Annotated in this window: 16 protein-coding genes; 5 read left to right on the top strand and 11 right to left on the bottom strand. The window is 61.2% G+C overall.

Annotation, left to right across the window (positions count from 1 at the left end):
• Positions 1-32 precede the first annotated feature (32 nt).
• On the top strand, positions 33-455 hold the full coding sequence (locus BMX68_RS22430) for a phasin family protein (protein WP_017132773.1): 423 nt from the start codon (positions 33-35) through the stop codon (positions 453-455).
• A 10-nt stretch (positions 456-465) separates the two neighbouring features.
• The gene (locus BMX68_RS22425; RefSeq protein WP_017132772.1) at positions 466-1,242 is read left to right on the top strand and encodes a phasin family protein; all 777 of its coding nucleotides are present in this window, start codon (positions 466-468) and stop codon (positions 1,240-1,242) included.
• 121 nt (positions 1,243-1,363) lie between these two features.
• Here the strand turns inward: BMX68_RS22425 and BMX68_RS22420 are convergent, their stop codons facing one another.
• The 10 genes from BMX68_RS22420 to BMX68_RS22375 form a co-directional block, all read right to left on the bottom strand.
• Entirely contained in the window at positions 1,364-1,984 is a 621-nt protein-coding gene (locus BMX68_RS22420; RefSeq protein WP_017132771.1) for a TetR/AcrR family transcriptional regulator, read from the bottom strand.
• A 62-nt stretch (positions 1,985-2,046) separates the two neighbouring features.
• Positions 2,047-3,747 carry a class II poly(R)-hydroxyalkanoic acid synthase gene (gene phaC, locus BMX68_RS22415; protein ID WP_074862641.1) on the bottom strand — a complete coding sequence of 567 codons (1,701 nt, stop codon included), beginning with the start codon at positions 3,745-3,747 and terminating at the stop codon, positions 2,047-2,049.
• A 283-nt stretch (positions 3,748-4,030) separates the two neighbouring features.
• The gene (gene phaZ / locus BMX68_RS22410; protein WP_017132768.1) at positions 4,031-4,888 is read right to left on the bottom strand and encodes a poly(3-hydroxyalkanoate) depolymerase; all 858 of its coding nucleotides are present in this window, start codon (positions 4,886-4,888) and stop codon (positions 4,031-4,033) included.
• A gap of 79 nt (positions 4,889-4,967) precedes the next feature.
• Positions 4,968-6,647: a class II poly(R)-hydroxyalkanoic acid synthase gene (gene phaC, locus BMX68_RS22405; protein ID WP_017132767.1), complete on the bottom strand. Its 1,680-nt coding sequence runs from the start codon at positions 6,645-6,647 to the stop codon at positions 4,968-4,970.
• A 442-nt stretch (positions 6,648-7,089) separates the two neighbouring features.
• Entirely contained in the window at positions 7,090-7,464 is a 375-nt protein-coding gene (locus BMX68_RS22400; protein WP_176987558.1) for a gamma-butyrobetaine hydroxylase family protein, read from the bottom strand.
• A gap of 73 nt (positions 7,465-7,537) precedes the next feature.
• Complete coding sequence (hslU, locus tag BMX68_RS22395; RefSeq protein WP_017132765.1) at positions 7,538-8,875, bottom strand: ATP-dependent protease ATPase subunit HslU; 1,338 nt, start codon at positions 8,873-8,875, stop codon at positions 7,538-7,540.
• A gap of 56 nt (positions 8,876-8,931) precedes the next feature.
• Entirely contained in the window at positions 8,932-9,462 is a 531-nt protein-coding gene (gene hslV, locus BMX68_RS22390) for an ATP-dependent protease subunit HslV (RefSeq protein WP_074862639.1), read from the bottom strand.
• 176 nt (positions 9,463-9,638) lie between these two features.
• Positions 9,639-10,343, bottom strand: coding sequence for an SPOR domain-containing protein (locus tag BMX68_RS22385; protein WP_017132764.1), 705 nt, complete (start codon positions 10,341-10,343; stop codon positions 9,639-9,641).
• A gap of 1 nt (position 10,344) precedes the next feature.
• The gene (gene argS, locus BMX68_RS22380; RefSeq protein ID WP_017132763.1) at positions 10,345-12,081 is read right to left on the bottom strand and encodes an arginine--tRNA ligase; all 1,737 of its coding nucleotides are present in this window, start codon (positions 12,079-12,081) and stop codon (positions 10,345-10,347) included.
• A 119-nt stretch (positions 12,082-12,200) separates the two neighbouring features.
• Positions 12,201-14,420 (bottom strand): primosomal protein N', encoded by a 2,220-nt coding sequence (locus BMX68_RS22375; protein WP_017132762.1) that lies wholly within the window; start codon positions 14,418-14,420, stop codon positions 12,201-12,203.
• Between the two features lie 164 nt (positions 14,421-14,584).
• Here BMX68_RS22375 and rpmE point away from each other — a divergent pair, with 164 nt between their 5' ends.
• The 3 genes from rpmE (at position 14,585) to BMX68_RS22360 (ending at position 17,079) form a co-directional block, all read left to right on the top strand.
• Positions 14,585-14,803 (top strand): 50S ribosomal protein L31, encoded by a 219-nt coding sequence (gene rpmE / locus BMX68_RS22370; protein WP_017132761.1) that lies wholly within the window; start codon positions 14,585-14,587, stop codon positions 14,801-14,803.
• A gap of 41 nt (positions 14,804-14,844) precedes the next feature.
• The gene (locus tag BMX68_RS22365) at positions 14,845-15,627 is read left to right on the top strand and encodes a thermonuclease family protein (RefSeq protein ID WP_026013260.1); all 783 of its coding nucleotides are present in this window, start codon (positions 14,845-14,847) and stop codon (positions 15,625-15,627) included.
• Positions 15,628-15,810: 183 nt separating this feature from the next.
• The gene (locus BMX68_RS22360) at positions 15,811-17,079 is read left to right on the top strand and encodes a malic enzyme-like NAD(P)-binding protein (RefSeq protein ID WP_017132759.1); all 1,269 of its coding nucleotides are present in this window, start codon (positions 15,811-15,813) and stop codon (positions 17,077-17,079) included.
• A 136-nt stretch (positions 17,080-17,215) separates the two neighbouring features.
• Here BMX68_RS22360 and BMX68_RS22355 read toward each other — a convergent pair whose 3' ends face one another.
• A complete protein-coding gene (locus BMX68_RS22355) occupies positions 17,216-19,648 on the bottom strand; it encodes a penicillin-binding protein 1A (protein WP_428829774.1) in 2,433 nt (810 codons plus the stop codon).
• Positions 19,649-19,650: the final 2 nt, after the last annotated feature.

The raw sequence follows: 19,650 nt of genomic DNA, 5'->3' as shown, positions 1-19,650 counted from the left end.
TTCCTCCAACCGTATTTCGCGTGAGGCGCACCATGGCCAAAGTCAGTCTGAAGAAAAAAACCGAGGTTCAGTCCAGCGCTCTGGCTGACGCGAATGTCTATGCCCGTAAGCTCTGGTTGGCGGGCCTTGGGGCCTATGTCAAGGTCGGCAGGGAAGGCGGCGAGTATTTCAGCGAGCTCGTGAAGGCCGGCCAAAACTTTGAAAAAAAAGGGAAAAAGGTTGTTGCTGCGAAGCTTGAGGCCGCCAATAGCCAGATCGACAACGTGCAACACGATGTCAGCCGTCTCAGGGGCAAGGTCGAAGTGCAACTGGACAAGGTGTCGAAAGCTTTCCACAAGCGTGCCGCCAGCGTCTTGAATCGCATTGGAATTGTGTCTAAACATGACGTGGAGACACTCTCTGCTAAGCTCGATGAGTTGGCGGCGTTTCTTCAACGTGTCTCGCGTAAACATTAAGGAGAACGGGATGGCTGGCAAAAAGAATACTGAGAAGGAAGGCAGCTCGTGGATCGGGAAGGTTGAAGAGTATTCCCGCAAAATCTGGCTGGCTGGTTTAGGTGTGTACTCGAAGATCGACAGTGACGGCAGCAAGCTCTTCGAGACCCTGGTAAAGGACGGCGAGAAGGCCGAGAAACTGACCAAGAGTGCCGTAGGTAAAACCGCCGAGGCCGCCAAGGGCTCCGCCAGTTCGGCCAAGTCGCGCATCAGCGGTGTCAAGGATCGCGCACTGGGTAAGTGGGATGAACTGGAAGAGGCTTTCGACAAGCGCCTCAATAGCGCCATTTCGCGTTTGGGCGTGCCCAGCCGCAATGAAGTGAAGGCGCTGCACAGTAAGGTCGAGACCCTGACCAAGCAAATCGAGAAGCTTACCGGTCAGGCCTTGACTGCGACCGCGTCGAAAACGACAGCCGCCAAGCCCGCGGCGAAAACGGCGGCCAAGCCACTGACCAAGGCTACGGCCAAATCTGGCGCCAAGCCTGCGGCGAAAACTGCGACGGCCAAAGCCGTGACCAAGCCGGTGGCGAAAGCGGCGACCCAGTCAGCGGCCAAAACGGTCGCTGCGAAAGCTGCCGCCAAGCCGACGTCCAAGTCAGCAGCAAAACCTGCCGCCAAGCCGGCTGCGGCAAAAAAGCCCGGCGCAGCCAAGCCGGTTGTCGCACCGACCGCGAACTCGGCAACCCCGACCGCTCCCACCGCTCCGGTTGTCGCACCGGCTCCATCAGGATCCACCCCGCAACCCTGAGTCGTGGTTCGCTGAACCAGAAACGCCCGGCCTGTGAAGGTCGGGCGTTTTCGTTTGTGCATTGCGATTTGCGTCCTCTGTCGGTCAGCCGCCGCGACCGAGCCCACGCTGTTTCTTACCGTCACTGGCGATCTTCGAGATACCGCAATGCCATCTGCTCCGTCACCTGCCTGGCCGGGGGCTGTAAATGGGGCGCCGTCAGCATCATGATCGAATACACCACCCAGCGCACCTCGCCTTCGCGTCCGAGAATCCGTTGATAGTCCAGCGAGAACAGCAGCGTCAGGGTGATTTGTTCCACCAACTGCCCCAATGCCTGGGTTTCACTGACCAGAAAGCCCTGGGCTTTCAGGCGCGCCAGCAACGAAGCCAGGGTCCGCTTGAGCGCATTGAGCAGGTTGCGGATGCCTTTGGCCAGTCTGGGCAGGCGGCCCGCAAGGTTGGAGAGGTCCTGGAACAGGAAACGGTAGTGAGCCAGGCGCTCGACGATCAGGTGCAGGAAGAACCAGTAATCCTCGGGCGCCAGTTCGACATCCGCCGGCGGGTCCAGCAATGGTGTCAGCTCTTGCTGGAAACGCTCGAACAGGCCGAGCACCAACGGCTCCTTGCCATGGAAGTGGTAGTAGAGATTGCCTGGGCTGATCCCCATTTCATTGGCAATTTCCATTGTCGAGACATTGGGTTCGCCTTTCTGGTTGAACAATTGCAGCGCACATTCAAGAATCCGATCGCGGGTTTTCATCCAGTCTTCTTAGGTCGATCCGACAGTTTTTCGCGACTGCCGGCCGCCGTGTCCAGTGATAGTCAACGCACTCGCACATAGGTGCCGGGTGCCGCTTCCATGGGGGGATAGTTCGGGTTGCCTGGCCTCATCCGAGTTTCTTCCAGGGCGCCGGAACGGGCCTGAATCCACTCTAGCCATTGCGTCCACCAGCTACCCGCTACCTGCTTGCCATCGTAGTACCAGGCCTGCGGATCGCCGCCGAGCTGCGGATCGCCGCCGAGCTGCGGGTTGTCGATATAGTTGGCCTTTGGGTTATCCGGCGGATTGAGGATGCTCTGGACATGGCCGCTGTTGGACAGCACGAAGCGGCGTTCGCCACCCAGTAGCAGGGTCGAGCGATAGACCGCCGCCCATGGCGTGATGTGATCGTTAATGCCGCCGACGCTGAAGCTGTCGACCGTGACCATGCGCAGGTCGATGGGCGTGCCACAAACTTGCAGGCCGCCGGGATGACACAGCGGGTTGTGCTTGAAGAAATCCAGCAGGTCGCCGTGCAGCGCGGCTGGTAGACGGGTGTTGTCGTTGTTCCAGTAGAGAACGTCGAAGGCCGGCGGTTCCTTGCCCAGCAGGTAGTTGTTGATCCAGTAGTTCCAGATCAGGTCGTTGGGCCGCATCCAGGCGAAGACCTTGGCCATGTCCCGGCCATCGAGCACGCCTTGTTGATAGGAGCGGCGCCGGGCGGCCTCGAGAGTCTGCTCGTCGGCGAACAGCATGGGCGGGCTGTCGAGCCGGCCGTCGAGCAGGCTGACCAGATAAGTGGCGCTGGAGACCCGGTGCAACTGCCGCTTAGCCTGCAGATGACCCTGCAGGGCGGCAATGGTCAGGCCGCCCGCGCAGGCGCCCATTAGGTTGACCTCGCTGCTGGCGGTGATCGCCCGGCAAACGTTCAAGGCCGCTTGCGCCGCCTCGACATAGGTCGATAGGCCCCATTCGCGGTGTCGTGCATCCGGGTTGCGCCAACTGACCACAAAAACCTGCAAGTCATTCTTCAGGGCGTACTGCACAAAGCTGTTGGCTGGGCTGAGATCGAAGATGTAGTACTTGTTGATTTGCGGCGGCACGATCAGCAAAGGCTTCGCGTACTGCTTCCGGCTCATCGGGCGGTACTGGATCAGCTCCAGCCATTCGTTGCGAAAGACCACCGAACCCTGAGTAGTGGCCACGGTCTTGCCGACTTCGAAGGCGTGCTTGGTGACCTGGCTGGGCAGTCCGTCGTTGTGCAGCAGATCGTTTATCAGGTGGCCGAAGCCGCGCACGATACTGCTGCCGCCGGAGTTGAACAGTTCTTTGACCGCCAGCGGGTTAAGCAGAGTGTTGGACGGTGCCACCGCGTCGTTGAGCAGGGCGCAGATAAAGTGCGCCCGGGCCCGGTCGTCGTGGCTCATCTGGCTGTCGTCGATCCATTGTCGGACCTGATTCTGCCAGGCCAGGTAGGCTTGCAGGCTGCGTCGGTAGAACGGGTTCAGGCTCCATGCCGGATCGGCGAAGCGCGGGTCTCGGGGGCAGGGTTTGTGCGGCGCTTCGCCAAGCAGCACTTTGCTCAACTGGCCACCCAGGGCCAGCGCATGTCGCACGGTATGTAGCGGATTGCGCAGGCCATGGCCAGCCACGCTGCGCAGGGTAGACAGCAGGTCCCGGCCACGCAGACCGGTAATCGCCCCCTGCGCGTTGCTGAACGCGGCGAGGGTGGGTAGCGAATCCATCACTGATTTGTCTCGCATGAGGCAACACTCCTTCGTCATCAAGCTATCAACCGATACATCTCACCAGGCCAACGATAGGGTTGACCCCGGCTTCTGTTGCACGCTGCCGGCGTCCTGCCGGAGGGTTTACTGTGAGTACTAGCGCCCTGTGTGGTGGGTTCTGGGAGCCAATGTCGGTGCCACCAGCCCCTGACCCGTGTTGCTGTTGCTCGCCAAAGCAGGCTATGACTGGTCACGGCGCCCTGGCCATGGGCTGTGGTCGCCGAACTAGCCGTACAGGCCACCGGCTCCCAGGCCGACCCTAAGTGTGCTTGAACGGCGCCGGTTGCGGGTGCATGACGGCCCGCAGGCGTTCTTCCTGGAGGAATTTCATGATGATGGGCGCCACGGCTTCGGCGCGGGTGATCAGAAACAAATGACCGTCATCGATTATGTGTAGCTGGGCGTTAGGAATGCGCCAGGCCAGCAGGCGCATATTGATCAGCGGAATCAGCGGATCGTCGTCGCCGGCCAGCACCAGGGTCGGCTGATGGATCTTGTGCAGCCAGTGAATGCTGGTCCAGCCCAGGCCGGCGAACAGTTGCCAGTAGTAGCCCAGTTTGCCCGCCGAACGCACCTGGGCCGCGTGTTCGGCGGCCAGGCGCGGGTCACGACGGAAGGCGCCGCCATACAGAGTCGGGGCGATGCGAATGACGTGGGACGGCTGGAGGTAGCGACGTGGGCTGGCCATATTCCACAGCACCTTGGGCTTGCCCGGAACCATGAAGGCGCCGGCGGCGGTGGCGGCGAGGATCAATTTTTTGCAACGCTCCGGGTAGTCGTAGGCGAACTGCTGGGCCAGGGCGCCACCCCAGGACACGCCCACCGCACTGACCTGGCCATAATCCAGATAGTCGAGCATGCGGGCGCTGAGTTTGGCCAGGCCGGGAAAGCGATAGGGGCGGCTCGGGGTGGAAGATCCGCCGACGCCGGGGACGTCGAAGGAAATCACTTCCAAGTCCGGGTCCAAGGCGTGGACGAACGGAAACACCAGCTCCAGGTTGGCGCCGATACCGTTGAAAATCAACAAGGGCGTCAGATGAGGCTTGCCAGGGCGAACCGCAGTGCGGATGGTTTGGCCATCCAGCTCGATGGTTCTGAAGATGAACGGTTGCGGCATGTTTGAAGCCCTGTGATGGAAGCTGCTTGGCTGATCCGACGCGGCCTCGGGTGATGAGGGCCACACCGTCCCTGTACCCTTAACGTTCGTGCACGTAGGTCCCCGGTGCCGCCTCGGCCGAAGGGTAGGCGTTGCTGCCCAGGCTGGTCGGTGGCTTCTTCAGCTTGCCCGAGCGCTCGGCCAGCCATGTCTGCCAGTAGAGCCACCAGGAGTCGGTGTGCTTGGTGGCATTTTCCTGCCAGTCCTCGGCCTGGACCGGCATTTCTTCGCTGGTCATGTAGCGTGACTTCGGATTGCTCGGTGGGTTGAGAATACTCTGAATATGCCCGCTGCTTGACAGCACGAACTCGACCTTGCCGCCGAATAGCTGAGCCGACTTGTAGCAGGACTTCCAGGGCGTGATGTGGTCGTTGGTGCCGGCCAGGGAGAAGATGTCGGCGGTGACTTTCTTCAGGTCGATCGGGGTACCGCACACTTCCAGGGCATCGGCGCGCACCAGCGGGTTGTTCTTGAACATCTCGATCAGGTCGCCATGGAACGCGGCTGGCAGACGGGTGGTGTCGTTGTTCCAGAACAGAATATCGAACACCGGTGGTTCATTGCCGAGCAGGTAGTTGTTGACCCAGTAGTTCCAGATCAGATCGTTGGGGCGCATCCAGGCGAAGACTTTCGCCATGTCACTGCCTTCCAGCACGCCGGCCTGGTAGGAATGGCGCTTGGCGGCTTCCAGGGTCTGTTCGTCGACGAACAATGCAACCTGGGTGTCGAGCGTGGTGTCGAGCACGCTGACCAGCAGGGTCAGGGAGCGGACCTTCTGTTCGCCGAGGGCGGCATAGTGGCCGAGCAGGGCGGTGCAGGTGATACCGCCGGAGCAGGCGCCGAGCATGTTGACGTCCTTGCTGCCGGTGATGGCGATGACCACCTCGACGGCTTCCTTCAGCGCCTCGATATAGGTCGACAGGCCCCACTCGCGCTGAGCCTTGGTCGGATTGCGCCAACTGACGATAAAGGTCTGCTGGCGACTGCGTAAGCAGAAGCGCGCCAGGCTCTTGTCCGGGCTGAGGTCGAAGACATAGAACTTGTTGATCTGTGGTGGGACCACCAACAGTGGACGCTCATGCACCTGTTCGGTGGTCGGTCCGTATTGGATCAGTTCCAGCACGTCGTTGCGAAACACCACCGCGCCTTCGGTGGTCCCCAGGCTTTTGCCGACCTCGAAGGCGCCCATGTTCACCTGGCTCGGCATGCCGCCGTTATGTATCAGATCCTTGGCCAGATTCGCCAAGCCGTCGAGCAGGCTCTTGCCGCCGGTCTCGAAGAAGCGCTTGACTGCCGCAGGGTTGGCTACGGTGTTGGTCGGCGCCATGGCCTCGGTCAGCAGGTTGATGACGAAGTGCCCGCGGCTGATGTCTTGGGGCGAGAGTGAGCTGTCACCTATCCAGTCATGGAGCTCCTTGCGCCAGGCCAGGTAGGTTTGCAGGTAGCGTTTGTAGAGCGGGTTCTGGCTCCAGGCCGGATCGCGGAAGCGGCGGTCATCGCTGTCTGGCTGCAGGCTCGATTTGCCGAGCAGCACATGCTGGAGTTCGAGGCCGAAATGGGCGATGTGCCTGGCGCTATGGACGGGTTGCCTGATGGCTTGGGCTAACACCATGCGTGCGGAAGTCAGCAGGCCCTTTCTACGCAAACCGACGACGGGGTTCAGGCCCAGGGTGTTTTCCAAGGCTTGGCGCTTGAGGTCATCGCTATTTTTGTCACTCATCTAGACGCTCCATTGTCCTGAGACGAGTACCGGCTAAAGCTGTGCAACTGGGCACAACGAATGCCAGGTACTACTGCTGCTCGGGCGACCGGTTGGTTGCACATCGTTAGCGATGCGCAATGGGTCAGCTCCATGGGTTACCCGAGTGTATTTTTTTGCAGGCGGGGCGAATGTCAGTGGACTAACGCAACTCGCCACACGGGCCACTAGCCCGCCAGCGGGTATTGAATCAGATCAAATTAGAAAATACGCCCCAAACGGCAAAATGCCCGTACAGGCCACTAGTGGCCTGTGTGGTGAGTTCTATGAGTCCATTTCGGCGCCCTAAATCCCTGGCCTGCGTTGCTGTTGCTCGCCATAGCCCGGCTATGACTCGTCACAGCGCCTTGGCCAGGGACTTATGGCATCCGAACTTGAGCTAACGAACTCACCGTACAGGCCACTAGAGCATGAGGCGTACAATCGACTCGGCCGGGTCGCGGGATTTTCCGGCGACTTTGAGTTCGGCAAGATAATCGGCCCACAAGTCATCCTGGCGACAGGCCAATTGGTAGAGGTAGTCCCAGGTGAACAGCCCGCTGTCATGACCGTCGTCGAAGGTCAGTTTCAGGGCGTACTGGCCGGCGGGTTCGATCTTGCTCAGGCCCACACCGAGCTTGCCGGATTGCAGGATCGGCTTGCCGTGGCCCTGGACCTCGGCGGAAGGGGAATGCACCCGCAGGAATTCGGCGGGCAGATGGTACTCCTCGTCCGGCCCGTAGGTGAGGGTCAGGGTTTTCGAGGCCTTGTGCAGGTTGATGGCGCTGGGGAGTCGAATGGTCATGGCTGAACGCTAACCTGTCTAGGTAAGAGCCTCCTGCGGGAGCCGGCTGGCTCCCGCAGGTCGAGGATTACAGGATATACCGCGACAGGTCTTCGTTCTGCGCCAATTCACCGAGGTGGCTGTTGACATAGGCAGCGTCGATGCGAATCGGCTCGACGCCCTGGGCACTCGCCAGGTCGCCGGCACTGAACGAGACCTCTTCGAGCAGGCGTTCGAGCAGCGTGTGCAGGCGCCGGGCGCCGATGTTTTCGGTCTTCTCGTTGACCTGCCAGGCGATCTCGGCGAGCCGCTTGATGCCATCCGGCTGAAACTCGATGCTCAGGCCTTCGGTTTTCAGCAACTCGCGATACTGCTCGGTCAACGAGGCGTGTGGTTCGCTGAGAATACGTTCGAAGTCCTCCGGACTGAGTGCCTTGAGCTCGACCCGGATCGGCAGGCGGCCTTGCAGCTCGGGCACCAGGTCGCTCGGCTTGCTCAGGTGGAACGCCCCGGAAGCGATAAACAGGATGTGGTCGGTCTTGACCATGCCCAGCTTGGTGTTGACGGTACAGCCTTCGATCAGCGGCAGCAGGTCGCGTTGTACGCCTTCACGAGAGACATCGGCGCCGCCGACATTGCCGCGCTTGGCGACCTTGTCGATTTCGTCGATGAAGACGATGCCATGCTGCTCGACCGCCTCCAGAGCCTTGGCCTTCAACTCTTCGTCGTTGACCAGGCGCCCGGCCTCTTCATCGCGCACCAGTTTAAGCGCCTCCTTGACCTTGAGCTTGCGGTTCTTGCGCTTGCCCTTGCCCATGTTGGCGAACAGGCTTTGCAGCTGATTGGTCATTTCTTCCATGCCCGGCGGCGCGGAGATATCGACGCCGGCGTGTTCCGCGACCTCGATTTCAATCTCCTTGTCATCCAACTGACCTTCACGCAGGCGCTTGCGGAACAGTTGGCGGGTATTGGAGTCCTGGCTCGGCGCGGCATCTTCATTGAAGCCCATGCGTGCCGGTGGCAGCAGGGCGTCGAGAATGCGCTCCTCGGCGGCGTCTTCGGCGCGGTGGCGAACTTTGACCATCTCCTGCTCGCGTAGCAGCTTGATTGCGGCGTCGGCCAGATCGCGGATAATCGATTCGACGTCACGCCCGACATAGCCGACTTCGGTGAACTTGGTCGCTTCGACCTTGATGAACGGTGCGTTGGCCAGCTTGGCCAGGCGTCGGGCGATTTCGGTCTTGCCGACGCCAGTCGGACCGATCATCAAGATGTTCTTGGGGGTGACTTCAACGCGCAGTTCTTCGGGCAACTGCATGCGGCGCCAACGGTTACGCAAAGCAATGGCAACGGCGCGCTTGGCATCGTCCTGGCCAATGATATGGCGATTGAGTTCGTGGACGATTTCGCGGGGGGTCATGGACATGGTATGTGGGATCCTCAAGCAGTAGTGATCAGCGTAGACACAGGTCTGGCACTGCTTTATTCCGCGAGGTCCTGTTCCTCAATAGTGAAGTTATGATTGGTGAATACGCAAATATCACCGGCGATCCCGAGGGCGGTCTCGACGATTTCCCGGGCTGACAGCTCGGTCTTCTTCAACAGGGCGCTGGCTGCGGCCTGGGCATAGCCGCCACCGGAGCCCATGGCGATCAGGCCCTGTTCCGGCTCGACGACATCGCCGTTGCCGGTGATGATCAGCGAAGCGTCCTTGTTGGCGACCGCCAGCATGGCTTCCAGGCGGCTCAGGGAGCGATCGGTGCGCCATTCCTTGGCCAATTCGACGGCGGCTCGAACCAGGTGGCCCTGGTGCTTTTCCAACTGGCCTTCAAAACGCTCGAACAGGGTGAAGGCGTCGGCGGTGGCGCCGGCGAAACCGGCGAGCACCTGGCCGTGGTAGAGGCGCCGGACTTTTTTCGCGTTGCCCTTCATGACGGTGTTGCCTAGGGAAACCTGGCCGTCGCCACCCATGACGACTTTGCCGTGGCGACGAACTGAAACGATGGTGGTCAAGGGAGAGTCTCCACGCAGGTAGGCGAAAATGCCTGATGAAAACTGATATGGGGATGGCGCAGGGATTTTCAACCGAAAGTAAGGCTGAGGGACGAGCGGTGTAGGAAGAGGAAAGCGTTTGTTGTCATGCAGTTCAACTGCGGGAGCCGAATGGCCGGCTCCCGCAGGGGCGGGCTTCAGCGGCTCTGGCGCTGTTGTAACAATAGATTACTGAAGCCGCTGCCGGCGAGTTGTTTTTGCGCCGTGGTCAATTGCTCGCGGTTGCTGAACGGACCGACCAGCACCCGATACCAAGTCTCTTCCTTGACTGTTCCCGACTCAATCGACACTGCCTGACCGAGCAGGATGATCTGTGCGCGGACCTTGTCGGCATCGGCTTCCTTGCGGAACGAGCCGGCCTGCAGGAAGAACTGCGTTACAGCCGCCGGTGCCGGCTTGGCCACGGGGGGCGGCGGTGGCGGGGTCATTCCGGCCAGCGCCGCCTGGGCACGTGCGGTATCGATCTTCGCCGCTTCGGCCGGGGTGACTGGCGTGGTCGGCACGGTCTGTGGCGTCGGCAGGGTTTTTTCCGGCACGGCTTCCGGTGGCACGATGACTTCCGATTCCGGCAGCAAGGTGTAGAAGTCGTACTTCGGTTTCACCGGCAGGGTAGGGCTCGGTGGGGTCTTGTTGGCTTCGGCGATCTTGGTCGCTTTCTGCTGTTCCTGTCTGACCCGCTTGACGTCATCGCCCTTGCCCGGCTCAAGTTTCATCAGAAACACGATAAAAGCCCCCACGCCAAGCCCGATGGCCAGCCACAACCAGCCCGGAATCGGCTTTTTTGCAGGAGCTTGGTAACGGCTGGCGCCTCGTTTGGGTGCGGGTTTTTTCTTGGCGGCCAACTTACATACGCTCCAGAGTTTCCAGGCCCAGCAGCTCCAGGCCTTGCTTGAGGGTGCGACCGGTCAGCGCGGCGAGACGCAGGCGGCTCTGCATCTGCGCCGGACTGTCGGCGGTCAGGATCGGGCAGTTCTCGTAGAAGCTGGAGAACAGGCCGGCGACATCGTACAGGTAGGCGCAGAGGAGGTGCGGCGTACCTTTTTCGGCGACGCTGTTGAGGACCTCGCCGAACTGCGCCAGCCTGGCCGCCAGTTCCTGCTCATGGGCGGCGTCGAGCACGATCTGGCCATCCGCTGCGCTGAAATCCTTGTCCAGCTTGCGGAACACGCCGGCCACGCGGGTGTAGGCGTACAGGAGGTACGGCGCGGTGTTGCCTTCGAAGTTGAGCATCAGGTCGAAGTTGAAACTGTAGTCGCTGGTGCGGTGCTTGGACAGGTCGGCGTACTTCACCGCGCCGATACCGACGACCTCGGCGATTTCGCGCAGGTCGCTCTCGGGCAGTTGCGGGTTCTTTTCCTTGACCAGCTTGTAGGCGCGCTCGCGGGCCTCGGTCAGCAGGTCGATGAGCTTCACGGTGCCGCCGTCGCGGGTCTTGAATGGTCGACCGTCGGCGCCGTTCATGGTGCCGAAGCCCATGTGCTCCATGTCCATCGGATGGTTCACGAAGCCGGCTTTGTGCGCCACGGCGAATACTTGCTGGAAGTGCAGGGCCTGGCGCTGGTCGACGAAGTACAGCGCACGATCGGCTTTGAGCACGTTGCTGCGGTAGCGCACGGCGGCCAGGTCGGTGGTGGCGTAGAGATAGCCGCCGTCGGCCTTGACGATAATCACTGGCAGCGGCTCGCCGTCGGCGTTCTTGAACTCGTCGAGGAACACGCACTGGGCACCGTTACTCTCGACCAGCATGCCTTTGGCCTTGAGGTCATTGACTACATTGATCAGATCGTCGTTGTAGGCACTTTCACCCATGACGTCGGCCATGGTCAGCTTGACGTTGAGCAACTCGTAGATTTTCTGGCAGTGGGACAGCGAGATGTCCTTGAAACGTGCCCATAGCGCCAGGCAATCCGCGTCGCCAGCCTGCAGCTTGACCACCAGGCTACGGGCGCGGTCGGCGAATTCGTTGGACTCGTCGAAGCGTTGCTTGGCGGCGCGGTAGAAGTTCTCCAGGTCCGACAGCTCGTTGCTACTGATCGGGTTTTCCTGCAGGTAGGCCATCAGCATGCCGAACTGCGTGCCCCAGTCGCCGACATGGTTCTGGCGGATCACGGTGTCGCCGAGAAACTCCAGGACCCGCGCCACGCCGTCACCAAGGATGGTCGAGCGCAGGTGGCCGACGTGCATTTCCTTGGCGAGGTTGGGGGCCGACAGGTCGACCACGGTGCGTTGCGCCGGGCCTGCCTTGCGCACGCCCAGGTTGGCGTCGGTCAGCGCGGCATCGAGGCGCGCGGCCAGGGCCTGAGTGTTCTGGAAGAAGTTGATGAAGCCAGGACCGGCGATTTGCGCCTTACTGACGTTGTCATCGGTCGGCAGTGCGGCGATCAATTTTTCCGCCAGGTCGCGTGGTTTCAGACCCGCAGGTTTGGCCAGCATCATGGCGATGTTGCTGGCGAAGTCACCATGGCTCTTGTCTCGGGTGTTTTCGACCTGGATCGCCGGCGTCAGGCCTTCAGGCAACACACCTTCGTCAACGAGTTGGGTGAGGGCTTGCTGGATCAACTGGCGAATGGTGTTTTTCATGCTGTTCTCTTTCGACCGCAAGCGCGGCGGCGCTTCGATGCGCAGGTGGAAAAACTGGATATTATCCGTTGCCGGGGTGAGCTTGCCAACAGGTTATAGACTGGTGGCGCCAGCTCGGCTCAATACAAATCCACCGGATCGACATCCAGCGACCAGCGTACCTGCCGTCCGCCGGGCATCTGCTCCAGTACCCGCAGCCAACTGCCGAGCAATCGGTGCAACGGTGCCCGGGCATTGGCCTGTAGCAGTAGCTGCGCCCGATAGCGTCCGGCCCGACGCTCCATGGGGGCTGGCACCGGCCCGAGCAACTCGATGCCGCCCAGGTTCATTTGCGCCAGCAGGCGTTCGGCCTCGCTGCAGGCTTCATCGAGAAAACCTTCGGCCTGTCCGGGCTTATGGGCTTCGGCACGCAACAGCGCCAAGTGGGCAAAGGGCGGTAATCCGGCGGCGCGGCGCTCGCTCAAGGCTTGTTCGGCAAAGGCGAAATAACCTTGCTCGGTGAGCTGGATCAACAATGGGTGGTCTGCCAGATGGGTCTGGATGATGACCTTGCCCGGCTCTTCCGCGCGCCCGGCCCGGCCCGCCACCTGGACGATCAATTGCGCCATGCGCTCGCTGGCGCGGAAGTCGCCGGAAAACAGCCCGCCATCGGCGTCGAGGATCGAAACCAGCGTCACCCTGGGGAAGTGATGCCCTTTGGCAAGCATCTGCGTGCCCACCAGGATGCAGGGCTGGCCCTTCTGGATCGTCGCGAACAGTTGGTTCATCGCGTCCTTTCGCGAGGTGCTGTCGCGGTCGACCCGCAGTACCGGATAATCGGGAAATAGGATGCCCAGCCGCTCCTCGGCGCGCTCGGTGCCCGCGCCTACTGGACGCAGGTCGACCTTGGCGCATTGCGGGCAGTTGCGTGGGACGCGTTCGACATGGCCGCAGTGGTGGCAACGCAATTCGCCGTGGCGCTGGTGCACCGTCATGCGGGCATCGCAACGCACGCATTCGGACATCCAGCCGCAGTCGTGGCACAGCAGGGTCGGGGCGAAGCCACGGCGGTTGAGAAATACCAGGACTTGCTGGCCTGCCGCCAGGGTCTGGCCGATGGCCTGTTGCATAGGACCGCAAATACCGCTGTCCAGTGGCCGGCTTTTTACGTCCAGGCGAAGGAAGCGTGGCTGCTTGGCACCGCCGGCCCGCTCGTTCAGCCGCAGCAAGCCGTAGCGGCCCATGTAGGCGTTGTGCAGGCTTTCCAAGGATGGGGTGGCCGAGCCCAGGACGATCGGGATGTTTTCCTGCCGGGCACGCACCAGCGCCAGGTCACGGGCGTGATAGCGCAGGCCTTCCTGTTGTTTATAGGAGCCATCGTGCTCTTCATCGATGATGATCAGCCCAGGGTGCTTCATTGGTGTAAACAGCGCCGAACGGGTGCCGATAATGATATCGGCCTCGCCATCGCGTGCCGCGAGCCAGGCATCCAGGCGCTCGCGATCATTGACCGCGGAATGCAGCAGAGCGATCCGTGCGTTGAAGCGTTGTTCGAAACGCGCCAGGGTCTGCGGCCCGAGGTTGATCTCGGGGATCAGCACCAGAGCCTGTTTGCCGGCTTCGAGGGTTTCGCGGATCAGTTGCAGGTAGACCTCGGTTTTGCCGCTGCCGGTGACGCCGGCCAGCAGAAAGGCCTGAAAGCTGCCGAAACCGGCGCGAATCGCCGTGCAGGCGGCGCGCTGTTCGTCGTTGAGTGGCAGCTCCGGTTGCGCCAGCCAGTGTTCGTGGCGTTGGCCAGGGGCATGACGGCGGATCTCCACCTGTACCAGCTCCTTGGCCAGCAACAGGTCAAGGCTGTCCTTGTTCAACATCAATTTGCTCAATAACGGATGAGCCACACCGTGCGGATGCTGAGCCAGGGTGGCCAGGGCTTCGCGCTGGCGCGGTGCGCGAGCGATGCGTGGGTCGTCGAGCCTGGCGCCCGGAGCGATCGACCAGAACCGTTCCTGACGCGCCTCGGCCAGTTCGCCCTGGCGCAGCAGTACCGGCAAGGCCCAGCTCAGCGTGTCGCCCAGGCTGTGCTGGTAATACTGGGCTGTCCACAGGCACAGTTTGAGCAGCGCCGGCGGCAAGGGGGGCGTGGCATCGAGCAGGGCGAGCGCCGGCTTGAGCTTTTCTGCCGGGACTTCGCTGTGGTCGGTGATTTCCACCAGGATACCGATCATTTCCCGCCGGCCAAACGGTACCCGCAAGCGCATGCCGGGATGCAGCTCGCTACGCAACACACCCTGGGGCGCGCGGTAATCAAACAGGCGGCGCAGAGGTGAAGGCAGGGCAAGGCGCAGAATGGCGTCGGGCACGCGGTTTTCCCAGGTAGTGTCATGAACCAGGGCGCGAGCCTAGCAGACGGTCGGTGTACGTGACAGCTTGCTTCATTTCGCAGGGCTGGTATTATCGCCGGCCAAATTACGTGCGGTGTTCAACAATAGTGTTGGGCGGCGGCACGCTAGCCGAGGAAGTCCCCATGAAAGCTGATATCCATCCAGAATACCCAGCAGTTGCCGTGACTTGCAGCTGCGGCAACAAGTTTGAAACTCGTTCGACTTTCGCCAAGCCACTGGCCATCGACGTGTGCAACGAGTGCCACCCGTTCTACACCGGTAAGCAAAAGACCCTGGACACCGGCGGCCGCGTTCAGAAGTTCGCCGACCGTTTCGGTACATTCGGTGCGAAGAAAGCCTAAGGCTTTTTTCCCTGGGCAGCCTGAAAGGCCGTTCCACGCTGATAAAAAAGGCGCTCCTTGTGAGCGCCTTTTTTGTCGGTGCAATTTGCCAGGAACAGGTGATGGCGTTCTGCCCGGCGGTGCCTGGCGCTCTGCGGGTTGAGGTGCATCGGGTCATCGACGGTGACACTGTTCGTCTGAAAGATGGCCGCAATGTCCGGCTGATCGGAATCAATGCACCGGAGCTGGGGCGTAAAGGGCGGGCCGGTGAACCCTTTGCCGAGGCCGCGCGCCGACGTCTCCAGGCTCTGGTAATGGAAAGCGGCGGCCATGTTGGAGTGGTGGCAGGTCGCGAACGCTATGACCGGTATGGGCGGACCCTGGCCCATTTGTACGGCAGCGATGGCATGAACCTCGAAGCGCGCTTGCTCGCCGAGGGCTTGGCTTATCAGGTGGCTATAGCGCCCAACGGCGATTTGTTCGAATGTCAGCAACTTGCCGAGCGCCAGGCTCGCCAGCTCCGGCTAGGGCTCTGGAAACGCCCATCGGTACTGAGGGCGGATCAGATCGGCAAACCCGGTTTTGTTCTGCTGAATGGTCGTGTGAGCACTATTCGACACAATCGTGGCGGGTTATGGATCGAGTTGCGGGGATCGGTTGTATTGCATGTCGCGCCCGGTCGGCTGGAGCAATTCGACGCCCGGTGGATTAGCGGGCTCAAAGGCAAACAGGTCGAAGCCCGTGGCTGGGTGGTCGAGCGTGGCGGTCGAAGCGTGGTGCGCCAGCGGGGAGCGCGCTGGTTGTTATCGTTGAGTCACCCTGGAATGCTTCAGGCGGCACGCTGAGAAAAAATTGTAGACATTTTTTGGATAGATTGTGAACATTTTAGCCCTTGTGTTTCGTGGCCCTTGGGCCAAAGTCGTAGGACATGGCTCTTGACACCGCTGGCTGGTCAGTCTTGTGAGGACTTGACGACACGCGTATCCTCGGCGGTCCGTCAGTCCCACAGTAAAAAGCGGAATGCCCACATGTCAGATTTGAAAACTGCCGCTCTCGAATATCACGCCAATCCTCGTCCAGGGAAGCTGAGCGTCGAGCTCACCAAGGCCACGGCTACCGCTCGCGACCTGTCGCTGGCCTACAGCCCTGGCGTGGCCGAACCAGTGCGTGAAATCGCCCGCGATCCTGAGCTGGCCTACAAGTACACTGGCAAGGGCAATCTGGTTGCAGTCATTTCCGATGGCACTGCGATTCTCGGCCTGGGTAACCTCGGCCCATTGGCCTCCAAGCCGGTAATGGAAGGCAAGGGCGTGCTGTTCAAACGTTTCGCCGGTATCGACGTGTTCGACATCGAAGTCGACTCGGAAAGCCCGCAAGCCTTTATCGACACCGTCAAGCGTATCTCCATTACCTTCGGTGGTATCAACCTGGAAGACATCAAGGCCCCTGAGTGCTTTGAAATCGAACGGGCGCTGATCGAGCAGTGCGATATCCCGGTATTCCATGACGACCAGCACGGTACCGCGATCGTGACCGCCGCCGGCATGATCAACGCCCTGGAAATCGCTGGCAAAACCTTGCCTGAAGCGAAGATTGTCTGCCTGGGCGCCGGTGCCGCCGCGATCTCCTGCATGAAGCTGCTGGTGAGCATGGGTGCCAGGATCGAGAACATCTTCATGGTTGACCGTACTGGTGTGATCCACGCTGGCCGTGACGACCTGAACCAGTACAAGGCAGTCTTCGCCCACGCGACAGACAAGCGCAGCCTGGCCGATGCCTTGAAGGGGGCTGACGTGTTCGTCGGCCTGTCCGGTCCGAACCTGCTGGATGCCGAAGGCCTGCTGTCCATGGCAGCTAACCCCATCGTGTTCGCCTGCTCGAACCCGGACCCGGAAATCTCCCCGGAGCTGGCTCACGCTACCCGTAGCGACGTGATCATGGCCACTGGCCGTTCGGACTACCCGAATCAGGTCAACAACGTCCTGGGTTTCCCGTTCATCTTCCGTGGTGCCCTGGACGTTCGCGCCAAGCGCATCAACGAAGAAATGAAAGTGGCCGCGGCCAACGCTCTGCGCGAACTGGCCAAGCTGCCGGTGCCTCAGGAAGTGTGCGATGCCTATGGCGGCATCAAGCTGGAGTTCGGTCGTGAGTACATCATTCCCAAGCCGATGGATGCCCGCCTGATCACCCTGATCTCCGACGCCGTGGCCAAGGCGGCGATCGAGACTGGCGTAGCGACCCTGCCGTATCCGAAGAACTACCCGCTGAAAAGCGTGGATGACGTGTTCAACGGCTAAGCCGTCGTAGCGTCAAAAAAAGCCCTGGCTCGAAAGAGTCAGGGCTTTTTTGTGGGGCGGCTGTCCAGGTTTTTATGGCGGAGCAGTGTATGTGGCAAGCCTGCTTGCCGCCACCGGCCCTCCGCCAAAGCGAGGCTCAGAACAGATCGATCGGCGCCGCTTCGTCCGCTGGCAGCGGGCTGCCCGGAGCGCTGCCGCCATTGCCCAGTTCGTTGACCGATGGCGGCGTGTCTTCGCTCTTGAACAGCTCGAAGTAGGCGTTGGGTGTGCCCGGCGTCGCCGCACGGCCACTGACCGGGTCGACCCGCAGACTGAGGATGCCTTCCGGTTCCGCCTGAGTGTGCAGTGGCATGCCCTTGAGCGCGGCCCCCATGTAGTCCATCCAGATCGGCAGTGCTACGGTGCCGCCGAACTCGCGGCGACCGAGACTCTCCGGTTGATCGAAGCCGGTCCAGACAGTGGTGATGTAGTCGGCGTTGTAACCGGTGAACCAGGCGTCCTTTGATTCGTTAGTCGTGCCGGTCTTGCCCGCCAGGTCGCCGCGCCCCAAGGCCAGGGCACGACGACCGGTGCCGAGCTTGATCACGTCCTCAAGCATGCTGTTGAGGATGTAGGTGGTACGCCCGTCGATGATGCGTTCGGCGATAGCCGAAGCCTGGGCTGTGGGAGCCGGTGCCTCGCCGGTATTGTTGACGGTAAACGTTGGCTGGCTCGGCGCCGCGATGCCGCTGCTGGTCACCTCGCCAGTCGGCACGCTCGGTGGGTTGGCGACGAACAGGGTATCGCCATTGCGGCTTTCGATCTTGTCGATCAGGTACGGCGTGATCTTGTAGCCACCGTTGGCGAAGGTGCTCCAGCCGGTGGCGATCTCCATCGGCGTCAGGGTGGCGGTGCCCAGAGCCAGGGACAGGTTGCGTGGCAGGTCCTGTTTGTTGAAGCCGAACCTGGCAATGTAGTCAATCGTCTTGTCAACGCCCAGGCTTTGCAGCAGGCGAATCGAAACCAGGTTACGCGACTTGTACAGCGCCTCGCGCATGCGGATCGGGCCGAGGAAGGTGTTGGTGTCGTTCTTCGGGCGCCAGACCTTGTCCAGATACTCGTCGACGAACACGATTGGGGCGTCGTTGACCAGGCTGGCCGGGGTGTAGCCGTTGTCCAGGGCCGCGCTGTAGATGAACGGCTTGAAGCTCGATCCCGGCTGGCGCTTGGCCTGCATGGCGCGGTTGTAGTTGCTTTGCTCGAAGGCGAAGCCGCCGACCAGGGCGCGAATCGCGCCGTTTTGCGGGTCAAGGGATACCAGCGCGCTTTGGGCTGCCGGGACCTGGCTGAATTTCAGGCTGTTGTCGGCCTGGCGCTGGACGCGGATCAGGTCGCCGACCTGAGCGACATCGGCAGGTTGTTTTGGCACGGCGCCCAGGCTATTGGTGTTGAGGTATGGCCGCGCCCATTTCAGGGTGTCCCAGGCGACGATTTCCGGGCCGTTGCGGGTCAGCACGTGCAGGCTGTTCTTGTCCACTTGGGTGACAATCGCCGGTTCCAGACCACTGATGGGACGTTGTTTGCCCAGTTCCGCGATCCAGGCATCGCGGGTCTTGCCTGGCAGACGGGACTCGGGGCCGCGATAGCCGTGGCGCTGGTCATAGGTGATCAAGCCTTCCTGAACCGCATGAGTGGCCAGTTCCTGGAGGTTGCTCGGTACCGTGGTGGTCACGCGAAAACCTTCGGTGTAGGCCTCGCCGCCATAGCGGCCGACCATTTCGGCACGGGCCATCTCGGCGATATACGGCGCGTTCACTTCCGGCGTCGGCACATGGTAGCTGGCGTTGATCGGCTCGACGATGGAGGCCTGATAGGTAGCTTCGTCGATCTTACCGAGTTTATACATGCGCCCCAGGATCCAGTCGCGACGTTCTTTGGCTCGGACCGGGTTGGCCAGTGGGTTGAAGCGTGACGGGGCTTTTGGCAGGCCGGCAATCATCGCCATCTGGGCCAGGGTGATATCACGGATCGATTTACCGTAATACACCTGCGCCGCGGCTTCGATACCGTAGGCGCGGTTGCCCAGGTAGATCTTGTTCACATACAGCTCAAGGATTTCATCCTTGGTCAGTTGGCGTTCGATCTGCAGGGCGAGAAGAATCTCGTTGGTCTTGCGCGAGAAGCTACGTTCGCTGGACAGGAAGAAATTCTTCGCCACCTGCATGGTGATGGTACTGCCGCCGGACTGGATATGTCCGCTCTTGATCAGTTGGGTCGCGGCGCGCATCAGGCTGCTGGGGTCGACCCCGTAGTGATTGGCGAAATTGTCGTCTTCGGCACTCAGCAAGGCATTGATGAAATTCGGCGGAATGTCGGCGAAACGGATGGGCGAGCGGCGCATCTCACCGAATTCGGCGATCAGCTTGCCATCGCTGGTGTAGACCCTGAGCGGAATCTGCAACTGGATGCTTCTCAAGGTCTCCACGGACGGCAAGCCCGGACTAAGATAGAGAAATGCGCCGCTCAGGACGAGCAACAGCCCGCAGAACACGGCGACGAAAGACCACCCGAAAAACTTCAGCAGACGAATCA

The sequence above is a fragment of the Pseudomonas agarici genome (assembly GCF_900109755.1).
Lineage (GTDB): Bacteria > Pseudomonadota > Gammaproteobacteria > Pseudomonadales > Pseudomonadaceae > Aquipseudomonas > Aquipseudomonas agarici.
This window is presented reverse-complemented; position numbering and strand designations above follow the sequence as displayed.